Origin of the sequence: uncultured Campylobacter sp. (assembly GCF_938017615.1) — a bacterium.
GTDB lineage: Bacteria > Campylobacterota > Campylobacteria > Campylobacterales > Campylobacteraceae > Campylobacter_B.
In genome coordinates this window covers 1-4,951 of the sequence record NZ_CALIJA010000076.1, presented here as the reverse complement: position 1 = coordinate 4,951, position 4,951 = coordinate 1, and the positions used below count along the sequence as shown (strand labels likewise).

The following is a 4,951-nucleotide window of genomic DNA, read 5'->3' as shown; positions in this document are numbered from 1 at the left end:
ATTTTGGTCGTTTTAAGACTGCGCCCAAAGCCACTCTATATTTAGGGCCGCGTAAATTTAAATCGTTAGCGCCAAGCTACGATTAAATTTCAAGCGCAAAGCGCGGTCGCAGCGCTAGCTTACATCAAAACGCCTAAAACTACGACTAAAATTCCAAGCCGCGACCGAATCTTACGCGCAATGAAAGGCGGATTATTCCGCCTTTTTTAGATTATCGGCGAGCAAAAACGCAAGCTCTAGCGCCTGATCTGCGTTTAGGCGCGGATCGCACTGCGTTTCATAGCGCTGTTTTAGCGTCTCTTGCGTCACGTTAAACGAGCCACCCGTGCACTCGGTGACGTTTTGACCGGTCATCTCAAGATGGATACCGCCCGCATGCGTGCCCTCCGCGGCATGAATCTCAAAAAAACTCTGAACCTCGCTTAAAATTTTAGAAAATTCGCGCGTTTTGTAGCCGTTGGCGGTCTTGACGGTATTACCGTGCATCGGATCGATGCTGTATAGGATCGCCCTGCCCTCGCGCTTTAGCTCGCGTAAAATTTGCGGCAGCCGCGCGCCGATCTTATCCGCGCCCATGCGGATGATGACGTTTAGCCTGCCCGCTTCGTTTTGCGGATTGAGTTTGTCGCAAAGGCGCAAAATTTCATCCGCGGTGCCGCTAGGGCCGATCTTGACGCCGAGAGGGTTTTTGATACCGCTTAAAAAATGCACGTGCGCATCGTCCGCGCCGCGCGTGCGCTCGCCGATCCAAAGCATGTGCGCCGAGCAATCGTACCAATCGCCGCTGGTGCTGTCGATGCGCGTCAGACACTCCTCGTAGTGCAGCAGCAGCGCCTCGTGCGAGGTGTAAAGCACCGTCTCGGCAAGGCTCGGGGAATTCGCAGCGCTCAGCCCGCATGCCTCCATAAATTTAAGCGTGCGCGAAATTTCATCGCTGAGCTCGTTAAATTTAGCCTCCAGCTCGCCCTTTTTCAAAAAGCCCAAATTCCACTTATGCACCTCGTGCAGGTTCGCAAGACCGCCGCGAGAAAAGGCGCGCAGAAGATTCAGCGTCGAAGCGCTTTGATGATACGCCTCGATCATGCGCGCAGGATCCGGCTTGCGCGCCGCTTCGCTAAACTCAAAGCCGTTGATTATGTCGCCGCGGTAGCTAGGCAAACTCACGCCGCCTATTTCCTCGAAGTCGCTGCTGCGCGGCTTTGCGAACTGCCCTGCGATACGACCTACCTTAACGACGGGGCGACCCGCTGCAAAGGTAAGAATGATCGCCATCTGAAGCATTACCTTAAACATATCGCGGATATTATTCGCGCTAAAATCATTAAAGCTCTCCGCGCAATCGCCGCCTTGAAGCAAAAACGATTTGCCCTCGCTGGCGCGCGCAAGCTCGGCTTTTAGGTTGCGAACCTCACCCGCGAAAATTAACGGCGGCAGCTTGTAAAGGCGCTCTTTGGCGGCCTGCACCGCACTTTCATCCTGATAAATCGGCTGCTGTAAAATTTTATAATCTTTCCACGACGTCCTACTCCAGCTCATAGCCCCTCCTTAAATTTCGTAAATCCCGCGATTATACCCAAATAAGCTTTTATTAACCCAAAAAATCTTAAAATAGCGCCTTTAGGCAATTTGGAAGGAATTTTATGGAAGAAAACCGCACTAAAGGGCTAATGCTTGCTCTTGCCACCTTTTTGATGTGGGGCGTTTTTCCGATATTTTTCAAGCTCATAAAGGACGTGGACGCGGTGCAAATTTTAGCGCATCGCGTCGTTTGGTCCTTCCTGCTGCTGCTCGTTTTTCTCTGCTTTACGCACCGCTTAAAAAACGTCGCGCGCCTTCTTAGCATCCCCAAAATCGCTCTCACGCTGCTTTGTACGGGACTACTTATCAGCACGAACTGGGGCATTTATATCTACGCGGTAAATTCCGATCAAATTTTAGCCACCAGCCTCGGATATTTTATAAATCCGCTATTTTCGGTGCTTTTGGGCGCTTTGTTTCTGCGCGAACGGCTAAGCGCGGCGGCGAAGCTTTCCCTACTGCTAGCCTTTGCGGCGATCGGCGTGCAAATTTACGCGCTAGGCAGGCTTCCTATAATCTCGCTCGTGCTACCGCTTAGCTTTGCATTTTACGGCCTCATACGCAAAAAAGTAAAAGTACCTAGCTTTGAGGGGCTGTTTTGCGAGACGGCACTGATGCTGCTGCCCGCGCTTGCGTTTCTGATCTACTGCGCGCTGAAAGGAAGCGGCGCCTTCGGCTTTAGCACAAGCGGCGCGCTGCTGTTTGCAAGCGGACTGATTACGATTTTGCCGCTGCTTACCTTCGCCGTAAGCACGCAGTATCTGCCGCTATCTACGATCGGCTTTATGCAATACATCAGCCCGTCGCTAAGCATGCTGATCGCGGTATTTATCTACGGCGAGGAGCTTGAGACTTATAAAATTTTAAGCTTTTCGCTAATTTGGTTCGGGCTCGCGGTCGTGGGCCTGGACGGCTTAAGGAGAAAAAATGGCTAATTTCGCTTTGATGTTCGCAGTCGCCCTTGCGGTGGGCGCGCTCGTGTATTTTCAGGTCCAAAAGGCTTCCGCGCGCGCAGATGCCGCAGACCCCGAGCTTAACTCGCAAAGATATATGAAATTTTGCGATATTTTAGAGGATAAACTGCGAGATTTAAAGCGGCTAGAGCTGCACGACGAAAGCGCTCGCGAGAGCTATCTAGACGAGCTTGAGGCTCTTAGCAAGGAGCTAGTTTATATCAAAACGATGCATCAAAGCAACCTAAACCCTGCCGTGTGGGAGGGCAAGCTATTTGAGTTTCTAAGTAAAACGGACGCGCTCATTGAAAAATACGCCGCTAGCTCAGAGCGCTCGCTACAAGACTGGCGCAAGCAGCTGGAGATAGAATTTAAGAATTTGTAGCGCGAAATTTTAAGCGGCGAATTTCGCGGGTGTCTATATCGGTAGAATTTTAACGCCTAAATTTATATAATTTAACGCGCCGCAACTCTCGGAATTTTTAAAATTTACATGCGTGCCGGAATTTTGCAAACCGCTTGCGTCATGGCGACAAAATTCCATGCGTTTTACAAAGCAAAACGACGCAAATTTTAAATCGGCGTAATTTATAGAATTTTGCAAGATACATAGCAACTGCGAAGCCGATAATCGCATCTGTAAATTTTATAGAATTTACTCATGAGCAGACGCGGTATCTGCAGTCTTGGATCCCGCTTGCTCTAGCTGCTTAGACGCATCGCGCCTTAAAATTTTATCGTATTCCTCCACCTTTATCACCTTGCCTTTATACTCTATTTTAAGATAATATTCCAATTTTTCTAACTGCAAATATCTAAAAAATTTATCCAAATCAAAGCCGCTTGCACCCTTAGGCTCATCGCCACAGAGCGAGGAATAGCGCTTTATAAGCGTATCGTAGATACCAAGTAGCGCTGTATTTGGCGTTACCGAGCCGCATCTATTAAGATCGGGCAGCGAGCCTTTGTTAAGCTTGATTACATCATTTTCCGAATACTTTGAGCGCTCCGTCATCATATATCTAAGCAGCTCATACCTAGAGCTGTTTAATAAAGTCCAATCTAAAATAATCTCATCGTAACAATAATTATCCATATGCTCTAGGTATATTTTCTTATACTTCCTCAACGTATCCAAATCCTTACGGCAGTCATCGTATTTTTTTTGAATACGCTCATCGTCCGGAAGTCCTGCTAAATCGTATTTAAGCAGCAAATTTAGCATACTTGCGTCATATCGTTGCGGCAGCATCTGATAGATGGAGCAGTTCAGCTGCCGCTTATCTTTGCGGTGTTTGAGTGTAAAAGCAATACAATTATCGTCCGTCCAAGCCGTAATCTCAGGTCTTACGCCGCTGCTAAGCATAAGCTCCGTCATCTGCAAAAATCCGCCTGCTACGGCGTAATAGAGTGGATCGGATACCGCACTAGTACCTTCGCTTTTAGGCGTTATGGAATATGTCTTTACCTGTGCGTCGCTAGTAACAACCAAATAGGAGTCACCGTATCTAGGGTATGTAAGCCACGGACGAACATATTTAACGCTAGAAAAGCTAGCTCCGTGCTTAAGTAGAACTTCCACGACGGCGGTAGAGTTATTTTCGATAGCATAGCTTAGCGCCGAATGAGAAAAATCGTCCGTGCGGTTGATATCCGCTCCGTGATAGATCAGCTCCTCGGTGGTGTTTGCATCGTTGTAAAAGCTAGAATACATTATCGCCGTTATGCCAAAATGCAGCGGATCGCCCGCAGTGATGCGCTGCTCTCGCATAAATGCCAAAATACGCGCAGTGTCCTTGGAGCGCAAAAGCTTGCAGAAATACTCCATTCGCTCATCGCCATGCACTACGCACTCGTCCAAATCTAACTCGGCGCCCAGCCTTTCGTGCCAGTACCTCGCTCGTGCAGCGCGATCCTCGTCCGTTAGCGGCCGATTGGAGGAATTGCCGGAGGTCGCGATGCGGCTTGCCGTGGAATTTTGCGCGGGCTGAGTTTTGGACCTATCCATAAACGCACTGCCTGCGATCAAGAAAAATAGGACTGCCGTAACAACCAAGCACGCTATGATGAGCTTGGATTTTATCTCTTTCAAAGCAACCTCCGCAAATAAAATGACAAATACTACCGAGTGTGAGCTTAGCCGAATATAAACGGGCGGAATTTCACAAGGTAATTTCGCTCGAGCGGAATTCGCAGGGCGAGGTTTAAGAGAGTTTAGGCGCAAAATTTTGCATACGGAATTTTACCGATAGAATTCCGCGCAGAAATGCCGCAGGTGCAAAAATTTTACTGACGAAATTTATCCCAGCGGCATGCGGTTAGAATTTCAACAAGCGCTTCTACGCATAAAATTTAGCGCTAAATTTACGCCGTATTTGCACTCAGTATTGCTACGAAATTTAGTGGCGGCTACCATAAAA

General features: G+C 48.5%; 4 protein-coding genes. 2 read left to right on the top strand and 2 right to left on the bottom strand.

The features are described 5' to 3' along the window. Positions 1–192: 192 nt before the first annotated feature. Positions 193–1,536 (bottom strand): class II 3-deoxy-7-phosphoheptulonate synthase, encoded by a 1,344-nt coding sequence (locus Q0620_RS03500; protein ID WP_298783235.1) that lies wholly within the window; start codon positions 1,534–1,536, stop codon positions 193–195. Between the two features lie 104 nt (positions 1,537–1,640). Between Q0620_RS03500 and rarD the strand changes: the two genes are divergently transcribed. Both rarD and Q0620_RS03490 read left to right on the top strand, forming a co-directional pair. After that, positions 1,641–2,513 (top strand): EamA family transporter RarD, encoded by an 873-nt coding sequence (gene rarD / locus Q0620_RS03495; protein WP_298783234.1) that lies wholly within the window; start codon positions 1,641–1,643, stop codon positions 2,511–2,513. Continuing rightward, positions 2,506–2,916, top strand: a complete 411-nt coding sequence (locus Q0620_RS03490) for a hypothetical protein (protein ID WP_298783233.1) — start codon at positions 2,506–2,508, stop codon at positions 2,914–2,916. The genes rarD and Q0620_RS03490 overlap by 8 nt, the downstream gene beginning before the upstream one ends. A 270-nt stretch (positions 2,917–3,186) precedes the next feature. On the opposite strand, the gene Q0620_RS03485 is transcribed toward Q0620_RS03490, so the two are convergent. Beyond that, on the bottom strand, positions 3,187–4,623 hold the full coding sequence (locus tag Q0620_RS03485; protein ID WP_298783232.1) for an ankyrin repeat domain-containing protein: 1,437 nt from the start codon (positions 4,621–4,623) through the stop codon (positions 3,187–3,189). Between the last annotated feature and the right edge of the window lie 328 nt (positions 4,624–4,951).

What these genes read in the sequence shown, in the direction of transcription:
- Q0620_RS03490 (WP_298783233.1), top strand. Translation starts at nt 2,506, where the DNA reads ATGGCTAATTTCGCTTTGATGTTCGCAGTCGCCCTTGCGGTGGGCGCG.
- rarD (WP_298783234.1), top strand. Translation starts at nt 1,641, where the DNA reads ATGGAAGAAAACCGCACTAAAGGGCTAATGCTTGCTCTTGCCACCTTT.
- Q0620_RS03500 (WP_298783235.1), bottom strand. Translation starts at nt 1,536, where the DNA reads ATGAGCTGGAGTAGGACGTCGTGGAAAGATTATAAAATTTTACAGCAG.